Here is a 16484-nt window from a genome sequence, read left to right on the forward strand (position 1 = left end):
ATCTACCCGCGAGAACGATGAAGCAAGAACCCCTGAAGAACCTGATTACCGATTTACTGACCGACCTGCGCGATCCCGGCCTGATGTGGCAGCTGGGCGCGCTGGTGCTGGCCATCGTGCTGGGCTATGTGCTGTCCGGGCTGCTGCGCAAGCGCGTCACGGCGCATGAGCCGGCCACCGGCATGGCGCGCTTCGGCATGGAGAGCTTCAGCCGCGTGATCGGCCCGCTGGCCATCGCGTGCCTGATCTTCATCGCCCAGGTGGTGCTGGTGCGCTACCAGAAAGTGCACCTGCTGAAGGTGGCGCTGCCGATCTTCGGCTCGCTGGCGGCGATCCGCTTCGTTTTCTTCCTGCTGCGCCGCGTGTTCGCGCGCCGCGGCGGCGAGATCGGCGCCACCATGCTGACCTTCGAAAAGATTTTCCAGCTGCTGGTATGGGCCTGCGTGGCCATGTATATCACCGGCTGGTGGGACGATGTGTTCTTCTACCTCGACCATACGGTACTGCCGCTGGGCAAGAACAAGGTATCGGTGGCCGACATCCTGCAGGCGGCCATTTCGGTGGTGGTGCTGCTGATGCTGGCGCTGTGGGCCGGCGCGGCGCTGGAGGAGCGTCTGATGGGCTTGCAGACCGTGCACTCCAGCCTGCGCGTGGTGCTGGCGCGCTTCGGCCGCGCGCTGCTGATCGTGGTGGCGGTGCTGGGCAGCCTGTCCATGGTCGGCATCGACCTGACCGTGCTGTCGGTGTTCGGCGGCGCGCTGGGCGTGGGCCTGGGCCTGGGCTTGCAGAAGATCGCCAGCAACTACGTGTCCGGTTTCATCATCCTGCTGGACCGCAGCCTGACCATAGGCGACATGATCACGGTGGACAAGTACACCGGCCGCGTGACGCAGATCAACACCCGTTACACGGTGCTGCAGGGCCTGGACGGGGTGGAATCCATCGTGCCGAACGAAATGCTGGTGTCGGGCGCCGTGCAGAATTCCTCCCTGTCGAACAAAAACTTGTGGCTGAGCACCAAAGTGTCGGTCGCATACGACACCGACGTGGACCAGGCGCTGGGCTTGCTGGAGCAGGCGGCGCTGTCGATCGAGCGCGTGGTGAAGGACAAGCCGCCGTCGGCCACGCTGGTCAATTTCGGCGCCGACGGGCTCGACCTGCAGGTGGGCTGGTGGATAGCGGACCCGGAAAACGGCCGTGGCGGAGTGACGTCGGACGTCAACCGGGCGATCTGGAAAGCCTTGCAAGAACACAAAATTTCGGTGCCATTCCCGCAACGGGAGATGCGCATCATTGGTCCAGTACCGTTACCAGAAGATACAGAAACGCCTAAAAAATAGTCAGGCACAGCTGGCTGGCCGCTCAATCGGGGGGTGTTTCAGCGTACAATGACGCACAACAATAGATATTCCGGCGGGCTACAAAAGCCGCGCCGGCGCATGGGACACCCTCTCTGGAGTAGTAATGACTTTTAGTTTGCAAGCAGTTCTCGAATTTCTCAGCAACGGCATCACCGGCGCATCGGGCTGGCAAGTATTCGCCTTCACCATGATCGTCACCCATATCACCATCGCCAGCGTCACCATCTATCTGCACCGCCACCAGGCGCACCGCGCGCTGGAGCTGCACGCCATCCCGAGCCACTTCTTCCGCTTCTGGCTGTGGCTGACCACCGGCCAGGTGACCAAGGAATGGGCCGCGATCCACCGCAAGCACCACGCCAAGTGCGATACCGAGGAAGATCCGCACAGCCCGGTCACCCGTGGCATCAAAAAAGTATTCTGGGAAGGCGCCGAGCTGTACCGCGCGGAATCCAAGAACATGGAGACCATGGAGAAGTACGGCCACGGCACGCCGACCGACTGGATCGAACGCAACCTGTACACCAAATACAGCTGGATGGGCGTGGTCCTGATGGCCGTAATTAACCTGGCACTGTTCGGCGTGATTGGCGCCACCGTGTGGGCCGTGCAGATGATGTGGATTCCAGTGACCGCCGCCGGTATTATCAACGGCATCGGCCACTATTGGGGCTACCGTAACTACGACTGCGCCGACGCCGCCACCAACATTATTCCATTCGGTATTATTATCGGCGGCGAGGAACTGCATAATAATCACCACACTTTCGCCACCTCGGCCAAGCTGTCGTCGAAATGGTATGAGTTCGATATCGGCTGGTTCTATATCCGCACACTGGAAACTTTTGGCTTGGCCAAGGTAAAGAAAGTGGCGCCGGCGCCGAAATTCCAGCACGGCAAAGCGGAAGCGGACCTGGAAACGCTGCAATCGGTAATCGCCAACCGTTACGACGTGATGGCGAAATACGCCAAGTCCATGAAAAGCGCCTGGAAAGAAGAGCTGGAGCATTTGAAAGACAAAGCCAAGCTGGAAGCGCGATTCCTGAAATCGTCGCGTAAATTCCTGACGCGCGAGCCGGGCAAACTGGAAGCGCCGCAAAAGCAGCAATTGGTGGAATTGTTCGAGCACAGCAAAGCGCTGGAAACCATGCACAATATGCGCGTGGAATTGGGCGTGATCTGGGAACGCTCGCACTTCACCCGTGACCAATTACTGCACAAGCTGCAAGACTGGTGCAACCGCGCGGAAGCATCCGGCATTAAATCCCTGCAGGACTTCTCGCTCCGACTGCGCAGCTACGCATAATCCCGCTGCACTGCACCAAGACGGCCCGCTGGGGCCGTTTTTTTTCGTCCGCAGTTTGTGCCCGCCCTGAGCGTGCGCTTGACTCATGCCAACTCTTGGCGCGTTCGTGCTTGAAACAGGCTTGCACCGCTTGCCACGCAGCACGGATCTGATAGTATGGGTTGGTTGCTTTTTTTGAAACTGGAGGAAAATCCATGAAGAGTAAGATCCTGGGCAAGCTGTTTCTCATATTGGCCGGTATCGTGGTGCTGTTTGTGCTCACGCCATTTGCCATTGTCCCTGCCGGACACCGCGGGGTATTGACGACCTTTGGCAAGCCCTCCAGCGAAGTATTCGGCGAGGGTATTCATTTCCGCTGGCCGCTGGCGCAGAAAATGCACTTGGTGGGTGTGGCGATTGAAAAAGGAGAAGGCGAGGGCGACGCCGCTTCCAAGGATTTGCAGACGGTGCGAACCAAGGTTGTGATTAATTACCACGTGCGTCCCGATGCAGCGGTTACGGTTTATCGCGACCTGGGTAATCAGCCCGGCGAGCGCATTATCGTGCCGGCTGTGCATGAAGCGGTAAAAGCCGTCACCGCCCGTTATACCGCCGAGGAATTGATTTCAAAACGCGCCATCGTGCGCAACGATATTGTCGATGCTTTGCGGGAAAGGATGGCGCGGCACGGTTTGGTGATCGACGAATTCTCCATCGTCAGCTTTAACTTCAGTAAAACCTTTGACGAGGCAATTGAAGCCAAGACCACGGCCGAACAATTGAAGATGAAAGCGGAAAGGGATTTACAGCGGATAGAAGTGGAAGCGCAGCAGAAAATCGCGCGCGCCAGGGCGGAAGCGGAATCGCTTTCGCTGCAGCGCCAGCAAGTCACGCCCGAGTTATTGCGCTTGCGCGAAACTGAAAACCAGGCCAAGGCCATCGAGAAATGGGACGGGAAATTGCCTGCCACGATGGCGGGCGGGGCGGTGCCATTTATCAGCCTGCCGGCGAAGCAATAGCCCGGCAATAAAAAAAGCCGCTCAGTGAGCGGCCTTTTATTTGAAACAAGGATCGATTACTTGATCTTGGTTTCTTTGTACAGAACGTGCTTGCGTGCCTTAGGATCGAACTTCATGATCTCCATTTTGGTAGGCATGGTGCGCTTGTTCTTGTCGGTGGTGTAGAAGTGACCGGTACCTGCGGTCGATTCCAGCTTGATTTTGTCGCGGCCAGTTTTTGCCATGATAGTGACTCCCTATTAGACTTTTTCGCCGCGGGCACGCATGTCGGCCAGGACGGCGTCGATGCCGACCTTGTCGATTACGCGCAGACCGGCGTTGGACAGACGCAGGGAGACCCAGCGATTTTCAGATTCAACAAAGATACGGCGGTTCTGCAGGTTAGGCAGGAAACGACGTTTAGTTTTGTTGTTTGCATGGGAAACATTGTTGCCGACCATCGGCTTCTTCCCAGTGACTTGGCAAACACGTGCCATGGCGCACTCCTTGAATAGATTCCACAATTGGAAAAAACAAGAGTATATAGAAAAAACTGAGCTTTTTCAACGACTTGCGAAAAACAATTGTGTCTCCTTTGCGTGGGAAAATTTAACAATTGTAAAATCCACCGCCAAACCCTTGTTTTTCATAGGTAAACTGCCAGGGCAGGCTGTGGTTTTCAGAGCTGGCCGTGCTCGGCGAAGGAGTGTACCTGGTGGCCGGCAACGACGAAATGGTCGAGGATGCGCACGTCCACCAGCGCCAGGGCTTGCACCAGCGCCCGCGTCAGCACCAGGTCCGACTCGCTCGGTTCCGGCGTGCCGGACGGGTGGTTATGCGCCAGCATCACGCTGGCGGCGTTGCGCGCCAGCGCCTCCCGCACCACCTCGCGCGGATAGACGCTGGTGTGCGACAGGGTGCCGCGAAACAGTTCGCGCGCGTCGATCAGGCGGTTTTTCACGTCCAGGAACAGCACGTGGAAGGATTCGTAGGGCTGGGAGCCGAGCGCCAGGCGCAGGTATTGTTTGACGGCGGCGGGCGAACTGAGGGTTTGCCCGGCCTGCAGCTGCTCGCCGACCGCGCGCCGCGCCAGCTCCATCACCGCCTGCAACTGGGCGAACTTGGCGCTGCCCAGGCCGGGGATGGCGGAAAAGTCGTGCAACGTGGCGGCAAACAGCGCCTGCAGCGAACCGAAGTGGACCACCATGTCGCGGGCCAGCTCGACCGCGTTCTTGCCGCGCACGCCTACCCGCAGGAACACCGCCAGCAGCTCGGCGTCGGACAGGGCGGTGGCGCCCTCGCGTATCAGGCGCTCGCGCGGGCGCTGCTGCTCCGGCCAATCGGCAATTCCCATGCTGGACCTCGCTATGCCGGGAACACCCCGGCCTGGTCCAGTATTGTGGTCGGATAACGGGCAGCGGCGTTTGTGCCCGCGCAAGCGGGGGCCAAGTATTGGGCTTGCGGCCGGTTCAGCGCGCCAGCGCGAAGGCGCCGGCCGCCACCAGCACCATGCCCAGCATGCGGGTGGCTGTCATGGCTTCGCCCAGCACCGCGTAGCCGATCAGCAGCACGGTGGCCATGGTAATGGCCGTCATCAGCGGATAGGCCAGCGTCATGGGCAGCTTTTGCAGCGTGATGGTGTAGCAGACGAAGCCCAGCCCATACACCGTGCAGGCGGCGCCCAGGTAGGCCAGGCGCTGGATGCCCCAGCCTTCACCGGCCCCGTGCGACAGTTTGATGAGGAAGGTGGCGCCGGCGCTGGCCAGCGAAGCCAGGGCGCACCAGAAATAGCCGTTCAGGACTGTGTTCATATATAAAGAATAAGAAACCGCGAATCCGGCAGAATATCACGCGGCGCGGCGCAGCTTGTCCGGCGCGGCGCGGCCGCGCTCCAGCCAGGGCTGGCAGGCGGCGACGGCAAACGGAATCAGCAGCGGATACAGGTTCCAGATGGCGCGCCCGTCCACCCGTACCGACAGCGCGGCATACAGCGGCGGCAGGGCCATGAGCAGCAGCAGGCGCTTGAACGGCTGCAGCTGCGGCGGCGCCCGGTGCATGCCCAGCAGGGCCAGCGGCAGCACCAGGCCGGCCGCCAGCGCGAGCGACGCCAGCGAGCGCACGTCGCGCAGCGCCTCGGCCACGCGCGCCATGCTGGGCACCCAGGTATAGCTGGGCAGGCCGCCGATGATCCACCAGCGCACGGCCAGCATCCAGGCCAGCGCCGCCGCCAGTGACAGCAGGCCGGCGCGCCAGCCGATCTGGCGCGCCACGAGCAGCCAGAACAGCAGCACGATGTTCTCTTCGCGCACACCGGTGGCTAGCACGCCGGCCAGCGCCGCCAGCCAGGGCTGGCCGGACACCAGGGCCAGCACGAAGGCGGCGCGCGCGCATACCGAGCCGGGATCGACCAGCAGGTAGGGGGCGTACCAGAAGGTGGGCACGGAGCAGACCAGCAGCAGGCCGGCGGCGATGGCGCCGTTGCGCCCCAGGCCCAGGCGCCAGACGCTCAGTGCCGTCATGCAGGCGGCGGCCGACACCAGCAGCCAGTTCAGCAGCGCGAAATTGTTGCGCACATCGCCCGGGAGGGCGGCGGCGGCGGCCGGCACCAGCAGGCGGTAGGGGAAGGGCGCCACCAGTTCGCTGGCCGGGAGCTCGCCGCGCAGGTGGCGCGCGGTATTAAAATAGTGCAGCGAATCTTCCACGGTGCCGCCCCAGCGCCACCACATGACAGCGAGGGCCAGCAAGGCAAAGCCGGCGGCGCCCAGCAGCAGGGGGGGCCACGGCAGGCGGCCGGCCGGTTGCCGATACGGATAGGGGGCGGGCAAGAGTAAATTCATCATAGCGGCGCATTTTATGCGATCGCGGCCACAAGTGGCGGATTTGTCAACATGCGCTGCCGGCTGCGGAGTGGCTTACAATAGCGTTTTCAAGTTTTCTGCCTATCATGTCCAACGCACAACCCCCAGTCGTCACCGCTTCGGCCTACCTCACGCTGCATTATCGCCTCGCCACCGTGGACGGCGCCGATATCGTCACCACGTTCAACGGCACTCCCGCCACGCTGATGCTGGGCCAGGGCCAGCTGGCGCCGGTGCTGGAACAGCTGCTGCTGGGCCTGCCGGAAGGCACGCACAAGACCTTCGACCTGGAACCGGGCGTCGGCTTCGGTCCGCGCAATCCGGAGCTGGTGCGCCCCGTCTCGCGCGCCACCCTGGACGCCAACTCGGTGCCGGGCGCCGACTACAAGGTGGGCGACCTGGTGGACTTCGCTGCGCCGGGCGGCGGCCGTTTCGCCGGCGTGCTGCGCGAACTGGGCGAAACCGAAGCGCTGTTCGACTTCAACCACCCGCTGGCAGGCCAGCCGGTGCGTTTCGAAGTCAACCTCATTTCCGTGCTGTAAAGAGGAACCGCCATGGACAAGGAAATCCTGCTGGCCCAGCCGCGCGGCTTTTGCGCCGGTGTCGACCGCGCCATTGAAATCGTCGAGCGCGCGCTGCAGCAGTTCGGCGCGCCGATCTATGTGCGCCACGAAATTGTGCACAACGCCTACGTGGTGGCGGACTTGCGCAGCAAGGGCGCCATTTTCATCGAAGACCTGGCCGACGTGCCGGCCGGCCAGACCCTGGTGTTCTCGGCGCACGGCGTGTCGAAAGCGGTGCGGGCCGAGGCGGACGCGCGCGGCTTCAGCATTTTCGACGCCACCTGCCCGCTGGTGACCAAGGTGCACGTGGAAGTGGCCAAGATGCGCAAGCAGGGCTGCGAGATCGTCATGATCGGCCACGACGGCCACCCGGAAGTGGAAGGCACCATGGGCCAGACCGACGAGGGCATGCACCTGGTGGAAACCGTGGCCGACGTGGCCAAGCTGAACGTGGCCAATCCGGACGCGCTGGCCTATGTCTCGCAAACAACGTTGTCAGTTGACGACACTGCGGACATTATCGAGGCCCTGAAACGGAAATATCCCAACATTATCGAACCGAAAAAGGGCGACATTTGCTACGCCACCACCAACCGCCAGGAAGCCGTGAAATTCATGGCCCCGCAAGTGGAACTGGTGATCGTGGTGGGCAGCCCGAACAGCTCCAATTCGAACCGCCTGCGCGAAGTGGCGGAGAAGAAGGGCACCCCGGCATACATGATCGACAATGCCTCGCAGATCGACCCGGCTTGGCTGGACGGCAAGCTGCGCGTGGGGGTCACGGCCGGCGCGTCGGCGCCGGAGGTGCTGGTGCAAGCCGTGATCGACCGCCTGAAAGAGCTGGGCGCGCGCAGTGTGCGGGCCCTGGACGGGGTGCAGGAAGCGGTGACGTTCCCCCTGCCGAAAGGCCTCGATGGTCCCAAAGATGGGGCGGCAATTGCCAGCGACGTCTGATATCCCGGAATTGCCGCGCTGGCGGCTGAATTAAATTCGGTGAACTTAATTTTTTTTCGATATTAGTTTTCGTTAAACATCGCTATTATTGCGAACGCTTATAGTTGCAGCAAGTTGCAGCATCGGAGTTGCAGCATCATCCAACGGCGGCACTGCGGAGTATCCTCTCCGGGTGCCGTTTTTGTTAACTCAAGAGGCTTTCCACGATGGATACATTTATCCAACAACTTATCAATGGCCTGGTGCTGGGCAGCATGTACGCGCTGATCGCACTTGGCTACACCATGGTGTATGGCGTCCTGAACCTGATCAACTTCGCCCACGGCGACGTGCTGATGGTCGGCGCGATGGCCGGCCTGACCATCCTGAACCAGCTGAACCAGCATTTCCCCGACATGCCGGGCTACCTCAAGCTGGGCATCGCCATCCTCGGCGCGATACCGGTGTGCATGGCCGTCAATGTGCTGATCGAGCGGGTGGCCTACCGCCGCCTGCGCAACGCGCCGCGCCTGGCGCCGCTGATCACCGCCATCGGCGTGTCCATCCTGCTGCAGACCTTCGCCATGATGATCTGGGGCCGCAACCCGCTGCCGTTCCCGCAACTGCTGTCGTCCGACCCCATCATGCTGGGCAATTCGGTCATCACGCAGACCCAGGTGCTGCTGCTGGTGCTGGCCGCCGCCGCCATGTTCGGCCTGGTGATGCTGGTGGAGAAAACCAAGATGGGCCGCGCCATGCGCGCCGTGGCGGAAAATCCCCGCGTGGCCGGCCTGATGGGCGTGGACTCGAACAAGGTCATTGTTGCCACCTTCGCCATCGGCGCCGCGCTGGCCGCCGTGGCCGGCGTGATGTGGGGCGCCAACTACGCTTCGATCCAGTTCGCCATGGGCTTCGTGCCCGGCCTGAAAGCCTTCTCGGCCGCCGTGCTGGGCGGCATCGGCAACATCTACGGCGCCATGATAGGCGGCATCGTGCTGGGCATTATCGAAAGCCTGGGCGCCGGCTACATCGGCGACCTGACCGGCGGCTTCCTCGGCTCCAACTACCAGGACATCTTCGCCTTCGTGGTGCTGATCCTGGTGCTCACCGTGCGACCGTCCGGCATCATGGGCGAACGCGTGGCCGACCGCGCATAAGAGAGGACTGACATGGCACTGTTGAACTTTGACGTCCAGAAAGACGCGAAAAAAGCCTATGCCAGCATGGCCATCGTGCTGGCGCTGATGCTGGTGTTCCCGTTTGTGGCGGCGCCCTTCGGCAACTCCTGGGTCCGCATCGTGGACCTGGCGCTGCTGTACATCATGCTGGCGCTGGGCCTGAACATCGTGGTCGGCTTTGCCGGCCTGCTGGACCTGGGCTACATCGCGTTCTACGCGGTGGGCGCCTACATGACCGGCCTGCTGGCCTCGCCGCAGTTCGCCACCCTGCTCGAATCGCTGGTCAACCTGCATCCCGGCATCGGCGAGGCGCTGGTGATGGTGATGGGCGAAGAGATCCGCACCAACGGCATCCACCTGTCGGTGTGGTTCATCGTGCCGCTGGCGGCCGCGCTGGCCGGCCTGTTCGGCGCGCTGCTGGGGGCGCCGACCCTGAAGCTGCGCGGCGACTACCTGGCCATCGTGACCCTGGGCTTCGGCGAGATCATCCGCATCTTCATGAACAACCTGAACGAGCCGATCAACATCACCAACGGTCCGCAGGGCATCAACCTGATCGACCCGATCCGCGTGTTCGGCACCTCGCTGGCCGGCGAAGCCGGTTCGCGCGCCACCGTCTTCATCGGCGGCTACGGCATGCCGTCGGTGAACGCCTACTACTACCTGTTCCTGTTCCTGTGCATCGCCGTGGTGTTCGTCACCAGCCGCCTGCAGCATTCGCGCCTGGGCCGCGCCTGGGTGGCCATCCGCGAAGACGAGATCGCCGCCAAGGCCATGGGCATCAACACCCGCAACGTCAAGCTGCTGGCCTTCTCCATGGGCGCCTCCTTCGGCGGCGTGGCCGGCGCCATGTTCGCTTCCTTCCAGGGCTTCGTGTCGCCCGAATCGTTCTCGCTGACCGAGTCCATCGCCGTGCTGGCCATGGTGGTGCTGGGCGGCATCGGCCACATTCCGGGCGTGATCATGGGCGGCGCGCTGCTGGCGGCCCTGCCGGAAGTGCTGCGCCACGTGGTGGAACCGCTGCAGGAAAAGCTGTTCGGCCACGTGATCATCGAGGCCGAAGTGCTGCGCCAGCTGCTGTACGGCCTGGCCATGGTGCTGATCATGCTGAACCGTCCGGCCGGCCTGTGGCCCGCGCCCAAGCATGAAGACCGTCCTGACGCGGACAGCGACAGCAAAAATCAATCGTCCGGCGTCATGCCAGCCTGAGGTAAAAGATGAGCGAACAAGTCATTCTGAACATTGCCGGCGTCAACAAGCGCTTCGGCGGCTTGCAGGCGCTGACCGACGTCGGCATCAAGATCATGCAGGGCCAGATCTACGGCCTGATCGGCCCCAATGGCGCCGGCAAGACCACCTTCTTCAACGTCATCACCGGCTTGTACCAGCCGGACACCGGCACCTTCGAGCTGGCCGGCAAGCCGTATTCGCCGTCGGCGCCGCATGAAGTGGCGAAAGCCGGCATCGCGCGCACCTTCCAGAACATCCGCCTGTTCGGCGAGATGACCGCGCTGGAAAACGTCATGGTCGGGCGCCACGTGCGCTCGCACCAGGGCGTGTTCGGCGCCGTGTTCCGCCACAAGGCGGCGCGCGAAGAAGAGGCGGGCATCCGCAAGCGGGCACAGGAACTGCTGGACTTCGTCGGTATCGGCGCTTTCGCCAACCGCACCTCGAAATTCCTGTCCTACGGCGACCAGCGCCGCCTGGAAATCGCGCGCGCCCTGGCCACCGACCCGCAGCTGCTGGCGCTGGACGAGCCGGCGGCCGGCATGAACGCCACCGAGAAGCTGGCCCTGAAAGAGCTGCTGATCAAGATCAAGGCCGAGGGCAAGACCGTGCTGCTGATCGAGCACGACGTGAAAATGATGATGAGCTTGTGCGACCGCATCACGGTGCTGGAATACGGCAAGCCGATCGCGGAAGGCCTGCCCGCCGAGATCCAAAGCAACAAGGCGGTGATCGACGCCTACCTGGGAGGTTCGCACTAATGAGCGAGAATGTATTAAAAGTCGCGGGCCTGAAGGTCGCGTACGGCGGCATCAAGGCCGTCAAGGGCATCGACCTGGAAGTGAACAAGGGCGAGCTGGTCACGCTGATCGGCGCCAACGGCGCCGGCAAGACCACCACGCTGAAAGCCATCACCGGCACGCTGCCGGACTGCAAGGTTGAAGGCACGGTGTCCTACATGGGCCAGTCGCTCAAGGGCAGCAAGTCCTTCCACCTGGTCGAGCAAAAGCTGGCCATGGTGCCGGAAGGGCGCGGCGTGTTCACGCGCATGACCATCACGGAAAACCTGATGATGGGCGCCTACACGCGCGACGACAAGGCCGGCATCGAGGCCGACATCGCCAAGTGGTTCGACATTTTCCCGCGCCTGAAAGAGCGTTCGGCGCAGCTGGCCGGCACGCTGTCGGGCGGCGAGCAGCAGATGCTGGCCATGGCGCGCGCGCTGATGTGCCACCCGACGCTGCTGCTGCTGGACGAGCCGTCGATGGGCCTGTCGCCCATCATGGTCGACAAGATCTTCGAAGTGATCCGCAACGTCTCGAAGGAGGGCATCACCATCCTGCTGGTCGAGCAGAACGCCAAGCTGGCGCTGCAGGCGGCGCACCGCGGCTACGTGATGGACTCCGGCCTCATCACCATGACCGGCAACGCCAGCGATATGCTGGACGATCCGAGGGTGAAAGCCGCCTACCTTGGCGAATAGCAAAATGGGGTCAGGGTTCATTTTGCCGTGACGGAAAATTAACCCTGGCCCCGTTATGATTTACACTGGTGGCTCCCCGCTACGGAGCCGCCCGCATGAGTCTCAAGTCGCTGCCTGAACTGCTTACACTGGAACAGCTGATCGAGGATGGCGGGGACTTGCTGAAGGCCAGCGTGGCCTGCACGGTGGCGGCAGACAGCCAGCAGTTCCCGGTCTATCTGCTGACCATGGGCAGCAGCGACCCGGCCGCGCCGGCACTGGGTTTCTTCGGCGGCATCCACGGCCTGGAGCGCATCGGCACCCAGGTTCTCCTTTCCTTTCTTCAAAGCCTGGTGGCGCGTTCGCGCTGGGACCACGGCCTGCACCACTTGCTGCAGAGCGTGCGCCTGGTGTTCATGCCGCTGGTGAATCCGGGCGGCATGTGGCAGGCCACGCGCTGCAATCCGCAAGGCGTCGACCTGATGCGCAACTCGCCGGTGCAGGCCAGCGAGCGCGTGCCTTTCCTGCTGGGCGGGCAGCGTGCCACGCCCATGCTGCCGTGGTACCGGGGCGCGTTCGGCGCGCCCATGGAAGCCGAGAGCCGCGCCGTGTGCGAGGTGGTGGAGCGCGAACTGCTGCCGCGCCAGTTCAGCCTGAGCCTGGATTGCCATTCCGGCTTCGGCCTGCGCGACCGCATCTGGTTTCCGCATGCGCACACCCGCACGCCGATCGCGCACCTGCCCGAGATCGCGGCGCTGGAGGAGCTGTTTACGGCCAGCTATCCGCACCACAACTACACCTTCGAGCCGCAGAGCCTGCAATACCGCACCCATGGCGACTTGTGGGACCACCTCTACCTGAGGTTCGAGCGCGGCGGCGCGCGCAGCGGCGAGGCCGAGGGGCATGACAGGGTATTCCTGCCGCTGACGCTGGAGATGGGCTCGTGGCTGTGGGTGAAGAAGAATCCGCGCCAGCTGTTTTCCCGCCTGGGCGCCTTCAATCCGACCGCCGCGCACCGCCTGCAGCGCGTGCTGCGCAGCCACCTGGTGTGGTTCGAGTTCTTGATGCGGGCGGCCAATGCGCATGCGCGCTGGCTGCCGGACGCGCCGGCGCGGCTGCATCAGCGCAAGCGCGCGCTGGCGCGCTGGTACGGGCTGGGAGCGGCGGCATGAACTGGGTATTCCTGCGCGGGCTGATGCGCGAGAGCCGGCACTGGGGCGAGTTCCCGGACCAGTTCCGCGCGGCGCTGCCTGAGGCCGACATCGTGACGCCGGATCTGCCCGGCAACGGCGCCAACCGGCATCTGCGCAGCCCGCTGTCGGTGCAGGGCATGGTGGAGGCTTGCCGCGCCGGCCTGCGCGCGCGCGGCAAGCAGGGTCCGTACAACTTGCTGGCGCTGTCGCTGGGGGCGATGGTGGCGGTGCAGTGGCAGGCCAGCTATCCGGACGAGGTGGCGCGCTGCGTGCTGCTCAATACCAGCATGCGGCCGTTCAGCCGCTTTTACCAGCGCTTGCGCTGGCAGAACTACCCGGCCATCGTGCGGCAGCTGGTGCTGGGCGGGGCGCGGCGCCAGGAGCAACTGGCGCTCAGACTTACCAGCGTGGTCCACGGCGGCGACACGCGCGACAGCGAATTGCTCAAGCGCTGGATCGACTATCACAACGAGTTTCCCGTCTCGCGCCTGAACGCGCTGCGCCAGCTGACGGCTGCGGCGCGCTTCCATGCCCCGCAGCGCCACCGCGGCGCGGCGCCGCTGCTGGTGCTGGCGGGCGCGCGCGACGGCCTGGTCGATCCACGGTGTTCGCAGCGCCTGGCGCAGGCATGGGGGGCGGATTACCGCGTGCATCCGGACGCGGGGCACGACCTGCCGCTGGACGACGGCCCGTGGGTGGCGCGGCAGGTGGCGCAGTGGCTGGCGGCGCAGGACGAAAAAAAGCCCCGGACGAGCCGGGGCTGATGAAGGACATCCGCCAGAGAGGACACCACGGATGCCGAGGAGACCAGAGCGGAGCCGGCCTATGCGGCCGGCGCTTCATGCATTACTTCTTGGCAGCCGGAGCAACCTTGGAAGCGGCAGCGGCGAACTGGTTCACGGCGGCGTTCAGGTTGGTTTCGATGGCTTCGCCAGCTTGCTTGGCGGACTTGGTGAATTGCTCGTAACCGGCGCTGGCGTTGCCCAGGGTCGATTTCAGCAGGGCGATCGCGTTTTCCGAACCGGCTGGTGCGTTCTTGCTCACTTCGTCAACCAGCGAGATTACTTTGCGGTTGGTTTCGGCGATTTGCGTTTCAGCGGCACGGCTGAATTCAGCCTGGGTGCCGGAAGCGATGGCTGCCAGATGACGGCCGTAGGCAATGGTTTTCTCGGCGGTTGGCTGAACCTGGGCGGCAGCCAGCGAGAAGAATTCTTGTGGATCCTTAGCCGACAGCAGCTGCTTGGCGGCAACCGAGGACTCTTCCAGCGAAGCTTTGGCGGCGGTCAGGTTCAGGTCGACCAGCTTTTCCACGCCTTCGAAGGCTTTGGCGGTCAGCGACGAGAAGATCGCGAATTGGCTCTCAAAGTTGGCTTTGGTCGCATTGGAAAATTGCTCAGGGATAGAAAACATGTAAATCTCCAGTCTTGAAGTGATTTAAGCGATGTAAGCGTTAGATGCTGCTGAAAGCTACCTGCAGTAAAACGATGACGCGATTCTTTCAGGCCGAACAACAAATTGTGCAACGCAACAAACCCGATTTTACGGACTTAAATATTTAAGTCAAGCGATTTTTGTGCGTTGCACAAAGGAACCTACTCGGGCCGGTTTGCCCTGTATTTCCGGGCGGAACGATGGAATTGATGTAGATCAACTTTGCTGCACCCGCAGCAGGACGAGGCCCGCCCCCGGATGCCGAGGCCGGCGCCGTGCTAGACTCTATGGCTTCCGTGCAACATCCACTCGCTGGCTGGGCGCGCCTGATACTTTTGGTAGTCAATATGCCCAAATCCGCTTCTTTCCTGTCACCCATTCCACTGTTTTTCGTGTTCCTGTGGAGCACCGGCTTCATTGTTGCCAAGTTCGGCTTGCCGTATGCGCCGCCGCTGACCTTCCTGCTGCTGCGCTTCCTGGGCGTGCTGGCCATCTTGCTGCCGCTGGTGCTGCTGATGCGCGCACCCTGGCCGCGCGGCAAGATCAAGGAAGTGGCGCTGGCCGGACTGCTGATGCAGGCAGGCTACCTGGCCGGCGTGTGGTGCGCCATCAAGCTGGGCATGCCGGCCGGGCTGACCGCGCTGATCGTGGGCATGCAGCCCATCCTCACGGCCATGGCTGCGCCGCTGATCGGCGAGACGGTACGGCCGCGCCAGTGGCTGGGACTGGTGTTTGGCCTGGGCGGCGTGGCGCTGGTGGTGTACGCCAAGATCACGCTGGTGGGCCTGTCCTGGCAAGCCTTGCTGCTATGCGTGTTCGCGCTGCTGTCGATTACCGTTGGCACCATGTACCAGCGCCGCCACTGCCCGCAGTTCGACTTGCGCACCGGCACCATTATTCAGTTCGCGGCATCTTTTGTGGTGGTCCTGCCATTTGCGCTGTATTTTGAAAGCTTTACTGACATACAATGGACTGTGCGCTTCGTCGGCGCGCTGGCCTGGTCCGTGCTGGCGTTGTCGATCGGCGCGATTTTCCTGCTGTTCGCACTGATACGCCGCAGCGACGCCACCCAGGTGACCAGCTTGCTGTACCTGACGCCGCCGACCACCGCCGTGATGGCCTGGCTGATGTTCGGCGAAGCCTTCAGCTTGCTGGGCGTGGCCGGGATGGCGCTGGCGGTGCTGGGCGTCGTATTTGTAGTGAAGCAACCGAAATAAGTGTTAGGAAGCGAGCCTCATGATCACCACTCCAGACCAGCAGGCGGTGGATGCCGCCATCACGTCCCGGCGCTCGATCCGCGCGTTTCTGCCCACGCCGGTGGCGCGCGAAGACATCGAACAGCTGCTGCAGGTGGCCGCGCGCGCGCCGTCCGGCACCAATACCCAGCCGTGGAAAGTGTATGTGCTGACCGGCGAGAAAAAACAGCTATTGTCCGAGCGCATATTGGCCGCACATACTGATCCAGAGCAGGCGAAATTACACACTGAAGAGTATGCCTATTACCCGCGCGAGTGGGTGTCGCCGTATGTCGACCGGCGACGCAAGGTGGGCTGGGATCTGTACGCGCTGCTGGGACTGACCCGCGACAACAAGGCCGGCATGGCAGCCCAGCACGGCCGCAACTATGCTTTCTTCGACGCCCCGGTGGGGCTGATGTTTACGATAGACCGCGTGATGGAGCAGGGGTCCTGGCTGGACTATGGCATGTTCCTGCAGAACATCATGGTGGCCGCGCGCGGGCGCGGACTCGATACCTGTCCGCAGGCGGCCTTCACCCAGTACCACAGGATTATCCGCGACGTGCTGGACTTGCCTGACCATGAAATGGTGGTGTGCGGCATGTCGCTGGGCTATGCCGACCCGGCCCGGATCGAGAATAGTTTGATAACCGAGCGCGAGCCGGCTGCGCATTTTGTTAAATTTGTAGCGTGAACAAGCTGTGGTTTTACGGTGCAATGCGGGATGGATTTCGCTTGCGCGGCTGTGGGGTTTTGC

19 protein-coding genes are annotated in these 16484 nt (G+C 62.8%); 13 read left to right on the top strand and 6 right to left on the bottom strand.

The genetic code is table 11. From position 1 onward, the window contains the following. Positions 1 to 17 precede the first annotated feature (17 nt). The 3 genes from ASD15_RS23400 to ASD15_RS23410 all read left to right on the top strand — a co-directional run bounded on the left by ASD15_RS23400 (position 18) and on the right by ASD15_RS23410 (position 3665). Positions 18 to 1340: a mechanosensitive ion channel family protein gene (locus ASD15_RS23400; RefSeq protein WP_057157452.1), complete on the top strand. Its 1323-nt coding sequence runs from the start codon at positions 18 to 20 to the stop codon at positions 1338 to 1340. Between the two features lie 124 nt (positions 1341 to 1464). After that, a complete protein-coding gene (locus ASD15_RS23405; RefSeq protein WP_057157453.1) occupies positions 1465 to 2667 on the top strand; it encodes a fatty acid desaturase in 1203 nt (400 codons plus the stop codon). A 194-nt stretch (positions 2668 to 2861) separates the two neighbouring features. Beyond that, the gene (locus ASD15_RS23410) at positions 2862 to 3665 is read left to right on the top strand and encodes a prohibitin family protein (protein ID WP_057157454.1); all 804 of its coding nucleotides are present in this window, start codon (positions 2862 to 2864) and stop codon (positions 3663 to 3665) included. 56 nt (positions 3666 to 3721) lie between these two features. On the opposite strand, the gene rpmG is transcribed toward ASD15_RS23410, so the two are convergent. The 5 genes from rpmG to ASD15_RS23435 form a co-directional block, all read right to left on the bottom strand. Further along, entirely contained in the window at positions 3722 to 3889 is a 168-nt protein-coding gene (rpmG, locus tag ASD15_RS23415; RefSeq protein ID WP_056393804.1) for a 50S ribosomal protein L33, read from the bottom strand. 15 nt (positions 3890 to 3904) lie between these two features. Continuing rightward, positions 3905 to 4141, bottom strand: a complete 237-nt coding sequence (gene rpmB, locus ASD15_RS23420) for a 50S ribosomal protein L28 (RefSeq protein WP_008451488.1) — start codon at positions 4139 to 4141, stop codon at positions 3905 to 3907. Between the two features lie 182 nt (positions 4142 to 4323). Continuing rightward, positions 4324 to 4998 carry a DNA repair protein RadC gene (radC, locus tag ASD15_RS23425; RefSeq protein WP_057157455.1) on the bottom strand — a complete coding sequence of 225 codons (675 nt, stop codon included), beginning with the start codon at positions 4996 to 4998 and terminating at the stop codon, positions 4324 to 4326. Between the two features lie 115 nt (positions 4999 to 5113). Continuing rightward, positions 5114 to 5455, bottom strand: coding sequence for a multidrug efflux SMR transporter (locus ASD15_RS23430; protein WP_057157456.1), 342 nt, complete (start codon positions 5453 to 5455; stop codon positions 5114 to 5116). 36 nt (positions 5456 to 5491) lie between these two features. After that, the gene (locus ASD15_RS23435; RefSeq protein ID WP_157201127.1) at positions 5492 to 6484 is read right to left on the bottom strand and encodes a hypothetical protein; all 993 of its coding nucleotides are present in this window, start codon (positions 6482 to 6484) and stop codon (positions 5492 to 5494) included. A 104-nt stretch (positions 6485 to 6588) separates the two neighbouring features. On the opposite strand from ASD15_RS23435, the gene ASD15_RS23440 reads away from it, so the two are divergent. The 8 genes from ASD15_RS23440 to ASD15_RS23475 all read left to right on the top strand — a co-directional run bounded on the left by ASD15_RS23440 (position 6589) and on the right by ASD15_RS23475 (position 13822). After that, positions 6589 to 7044, top strand: coding sequence for a peptidylprolyl isomerase (locus ASD15_RS23440; RefSeq protein WP_057157458.1), 456 nt, complete (start codon positions 6589 to 6591; stop codon positions 7042 to 7044). A 12-nt stretch (positions 7045 to 7056) separates the two neighbouring features. After that, positions 7057 to 8019: a 4-hydroxy-3-methylbut-2-enyl diphosphate reductase gene (gene ispH, locus ASD15_RS23445; RefSeq protein WP_057157459.1), complete on the top strand. Its 963-nt coding sequence runs from the start codon at positions 7057 to 7059 to the stop codon at positions 8017 to 8019. A gap of 206 nt (positions 8020 to 8225) precedes the next feature. After that, the gene (locus tag ASD15_RS23450; RefSeq protein WP_056393816.1) at positions 8226 to 9155 is read left to right on the top strand and encodes a branched-chain amino acid ABC transporter permease; all 930 of its coding nucleotides are present in this window, start codon (positions 8226 to 8228) and stop codon (positions 9153 to 9155) included. A gap of 12 nt (positions 9156 to 9167) precedes the next feature. Beyond that, a complete protein-coding gene (locus ASD15_RS23455) occupies positions 9168 to 10385 on the top strand; it encodes an ABC transporter ATP-binding protein (RefSeq protein ID WP_057157460.1) in 1218 nt (405 codons plus the stop codon). 8 nt (positions 10386 to 10393) lie between these two features. Beyond that, complete coding sequence (locus ASD15_RS23460; RefSeq protein WP_057157461.1) at positions 10394 to 11164, top strand: ABC transporter ATP-binding protein; 771 nt, start codon at positions 10394 to 10396, stop codon at positions 11162 to 11164. Continuing rightward, complete coding sequence (locus ASD15_RS23465) at positions 11164 to 11886, top strand: ABC transporter ATP-binding protein (protein ID WP_057157462.1); 723 nt, start codon at positions 11164 to 11166, stop codon at positions 11884 to 11886. The genes ASD15_RS23460 and ASD15_RS23465 overlap by 1 nt, the downstream gene beginning before the upstream one ends. 95 nt (positions 11887 to 11981) lie before the next feature. Continuing rightward, positions 11982 to 13037, top strand: coding sequence for a M14 family zinc carboxypeptidase (locus ASD15_RS23470; RefSeq protein WP_057157463.1), 1056 nt, complete (start codon positions 11982 to 11984; stop codon positions 13035 to 13037). Then, complete coding sequence (locus ASD15_RS23475) at positions 13034 to 13822, top strand: alpha/beta fold hydrolase (RefSeq protein ID WP_057157464.1); 789 nt, start codon at positions 13034 to 13036, stop codon at positions 13820 to 13822. The genes ASD15_RS23470 and ASD15_RS23475 overlap by 4 nt, the downstream gene beginning before the upstream one ends. Positions 13823 to 13904: 82 nt before the next feature. Here the strand turns inward: ASD15_RS23475 and ASD15_RS23480 are convergent, their stop codons facing one another. Continuing rightward, on the bottom strand, positions 13905 to 14468 hold the full coding sequence (locus tag ASD15_RS23480) for a phasin family protein (RefSeq protein ID WP_056393826.1): 564 nt from the start codon (positions 14466 to 14468) through the stop codon (positions 13905 to 13907). Between the two features lie 368 nt (positions 14469 to 14836). On the opposite strand from ASD15_RS23480, the gene ASD15_RS23485 reads away from it, so the two are divergent. Then, a complete protein-coding gene (locus ASD15_RS23485; protein WP_057157465.1) occupies positions 14837 to 15706 on the top strand; it encodes a DMT family transporter in 870 nt (289 codons plus the stop codon). A gap of 19 nt (positions 15707 to 15725) precedes the next feature. Beyond that, a complete protein-coding gene (locus tag ASD15_RS23490) occupies positions 15726 to 16421 on the top strand; it encodes a nitroreductase (RefSeq protein WP_057157466.1) in 696 nt (231 codons plus the stop codon). Positions 16422 to 16484: the final 63 nt, after the last annotated feature.

Origin of the sequence: Massilia sp. Root351, from assembly GCF_001425045.1 — a bacterium.
GTDB lineage: Bacteria > Pseudomonadota > Gammaproteobacteria > Burkholderiales > Burkholderiaceae_D > Rugamonas.

Coding starts and splice junctions, on each gene's coding strand:
- ASD15_RS23490 (WP_057157466.1), top strand. CDS start 15,726: ATGATCACCACTCCAGACCAGCAGGCGGTGGATGCCGCCATCACGTCC.
- ASD15_RS23485 (WP_057157465.1), top strand. CDS start 14,837: ATGCCCAAATCCGCTTCTTTCCTGTCACCCATTCCACTGTTTTTCGTG.
- ASD15_RS23405 (WP_057157453.1), top strand. CDS start 1,465: ATGACTTTTAGTTTGCAAGCAGTTCTCGAATTTCTCAGCAACGGCATC.
- ASD15_RS23435 (WP_157201127.1), bottom strand. CDS start 6,484: ATGATGAATTTACTCTTGCCCGCCCCCTATCCGTATCGGCAACCGGCC.
- ASD15_RS23400 (WP_057157452.1), top strand. CDS start 18: ATGAAGCAAGAACCCCTGAAGAACCTGATTACCGATTTACTGACCGAC.
- radC (WP_057157455.1), bottom strand. CDS start 4,998: ATGGGAATTGCCGATTGGCCGGAGCAGCAGCGCCCGCGCGAGCGCCTG.
- ASD15_RS23470 (WP_057157463.1), top strand. CDS start 11,982: ATGAGTCTCAAGTCGCTGCCTGAACTGCTTACACTGGAACAGCTGATC.
- ispH (WP_057157459.1), top strand. CDS start 7,057: ATGGACAAGGAAATCCTGCTGGCCCAGCCGCGCGGCTTTTGCGCCGGT.
- ASD15_RS23430 (WP_057157456.1), bottom strand. CDS start 5,455: ATGAACACAGTCCTGAACGGCTATTTCTGGTGCGCCCTGGCTTCGCTG.
- ASD15_RS23475 (WP_057157464.1), top strand. CDS start 13,034: ATGAACTGGGTATTCCTGCGCGGGCTGATGCGCGAGAGCCGGCACTGG.
- rpmB (WP_008451488.1), bottom strand. CDS start 4,141: ATGGCACGTGTTTGCCAAGTCACTGGGAAGAAGCCGATGGTCGGCAAC.
- ASD15_RS23465 (WP_057157462.1), top strand. CDS start 11,164: ATGAGCGAGAATGTATTAAAAGTCGCGGGCCTGAAGGTCGCGTACGGC.
- ASD15_RS23455 (WP_057157460.1), top strand. CDS start 9,168: ATGGCACTGTTGAACTTTGACGTCCAGAAAGACGCGAAAAAAGCCTAT.
- rpmG (WP_056393804.1), bottom strand. CDS start 3,889: ATGGCAAAAACTGGCCGCGACAAAATCAAGCTGGAATCGACCGCAGGT.
- ASD15_RS23440 (WP_057157458.1), top strand. CDS start 6,589: ATGTCCAACGCACAACCCCCAGTCGTCACCGCTTCGGCCTACCTCACG.
- ASD15_RS23460 (WP_057157461.1), top strand. CDS start 10,394: ATGAGCGAACAAGTCATTCTGAACATTGCCGGCGTCAACAAGCGCTTC.
- ASD15_RS23410 (WP_057157454.1), top strand. CDS start 2,862: ATGAAGAGTAAGATCCTGGGCAAGCTGTTTCTCATATTGGCCGGTATC.
- ASD15_RS23450 (WP_056393816.1), top strand. CDS start 8,226: ATGGATACATTTATCCAACAACTTATCAATGGCCTGGTGCTGGGCAGC.
- ASD15_RS23480 (WP_056393826.1), bottom strand. CDS start 14,468: ATGTTTTCTATCCCTGAGCAATTTTCCAATGCGACCAAAGCCAACTTT.